This is a genomic window from Gardnerella vaginalis, assembly GCF_001546485.1.
Taxonomy (GTDB): domain Bacteria; phylum Actinomycetota; class Actinomycetes; order Actinomycetales; family Bifidobacteriaceae; genus Bifidobacterium; species Bifidobacterium vaginale_D.
In genome coordinates, this window is the sequence record NZ_KQ956850.1 from 109,473 (window position 1) to 111,339 (window position 1,867).

The window sequence follows — 1,867 nt, forward strand, 5'->3', positions numbered from 1 at the left end:
CGTATGGTCCTGAAGGTGTGAAGTATGTGCAAATTTCGCCTTCTCAGGATCATATTAAAGGTAAAGCCTGGTGGACTTCTTACCAGCCTGTGAGCTACAAATTAAATTCTAAACTTGGTACTGAAGCTGAGTTTAAGAATATGATTCAGACTTGTAAAGCTCAAAAAGTTGGGATTATTGTTGATGCTGTCATTAATCACACAACAGGAGCTGATAATAAAGATACTGTTGGTGTTGGTGGAAGTAAATATGATGCAGCAAAACAGAGTTACCCTGATGCTGGTTATACGAAGGAAGATTTTCATCAAATAGCAGAGGATATTAATACGTATCGAAAAGCTGACGTTGTTTGGACGCATCGATTGGTTGGGTTATTGGATTTGGATACTTCTCAGCCTCATGTTCAGCAAGTTTTAGGCAAGTATTTTGCCAAGTTGATATATATGGGGGTAGCTGGTTTTCGTGTCGATGCGGCAAAACATATGTCTCCTGCAGATGTGAAGGGAATTAAAGAAGCTGCTGCTCAAGCTAGTGGAATGAAACCTGAAGACATTTGGTGGATGCAAGAAACTATAGGATTCCCTGATCAAGATCCAAAGATTCAGCCGGATCAGTATATCGGTACTGGCGAAGTAAACGAATTTGAGTATTCATACCGTTTGCGTAATTATTTTTACGGTTCTATTGAAAATTTAAAGCATATTACTGATAAGCTTATTCCAAGCAATAAGGCTGCTATTTTCGTAACAAATTGGGATACAGAACGTGATAATGCTACTCGTGTGCTCACGTATAAAGATGGTGATCGTTACGAATTAGCAAACGCTTTTATGTTGGCATATCCTTACGGAACACCTAACATTTACTCCGGTTACAAGTTTACGCAGCGAGATGTTGGTGCGCCTGGTGCGACTGATACTTCTGTTCCGGATGCAACTTGTGGCAAGGACTCTCAGTGGCAGTGCACTCAACGTTGGACATCAATCCGCGGCATGGTTGGATTCTACAATGCTGTTCAAGGTACAAAAGTTACTCAATGGCAGGATGACGACGATAACAATATTGCTTTCAGTCGTGGTAATAAAGGCTTTTTGGCTATTAATAATACAGATAATGTTCAAAAAGTAAGTTATAAAACAGACATTCCTGATGGTGAATATTGCAATGTGTACGTATCAAGAACGTGTGGAAAGACTGTTGTGGTAAGCGGTGGGAAAGTGGTAACAACGATTCCTGCTCATTCTGCTGTTGCATTACATATTAAAGCTGTAAAGAGCTTTTACGATGGTGCTGCTGTTCATAAGATTTTGCTGATTATGACAGGTATTACAGTAATACTTATTGTGATAGTTGCTGTTCGCTATAAGAAGCGCAGTATAGATCCAGTACAGTTGCAAAAGCAGCATTGAACAATACTAATAGCAGCTTATTTACACACATATTTGCATTGAAAGTGAGTATGTGCTTTTTGCATGATGTCAGTATTGAAGTGGTATAATTACCTCGCTAGTAATATGCATTATGGTGACAGTTAGCAGCGCAGTAGCGCTAGCTGTTGTTCGCGTATTGTAGCTATCAGCATAACCAATGAAGAAGTATGCTGATACCAACGGAGGAAAGGATATCGAATGAGTTTTCATCGACATTGTGCGTCGAAGATAACTTCGATTGTTGCGGCTACTGCGATGTTAGTAACAGGATTTGCTGCTACTAATACTGCTTATGCTGCTGATTCATCAATAAAGGAAACGTCAAGTAATGTAACGCTGAAAAGTAAAGGTGTTATTGTTACGGCATTCCAGCAAAACTGGAAGAGTATTGCTAAAGAATGTGAACAAACGTATGGTCCTGAAGGTGTGAAGTATGT

General features: G+C 39.6%; 2 protein-coding genes. Both read left to right on the forward strand.

Annotation, left to right across the window (positions count from 1 at the left end):
- Positions 1–1,409 (forward strand): alpha-amylase (locus HMPREF3208_RS02615; protein ID WP_064347088.1); only part of this gene is annotated, 1,409 nt, incomplete at its 5' end.
- Between the two features lie 219 nt (positions 1,410–1,628).
- A partial coding sequence (locus HMPREF3208_RS06870) for a hypothetical protein (RefSeq protein WP_230953059.1) occupies positions 1,629–1,867 on the forward strand: 239 nt, incomplete at its 3' end.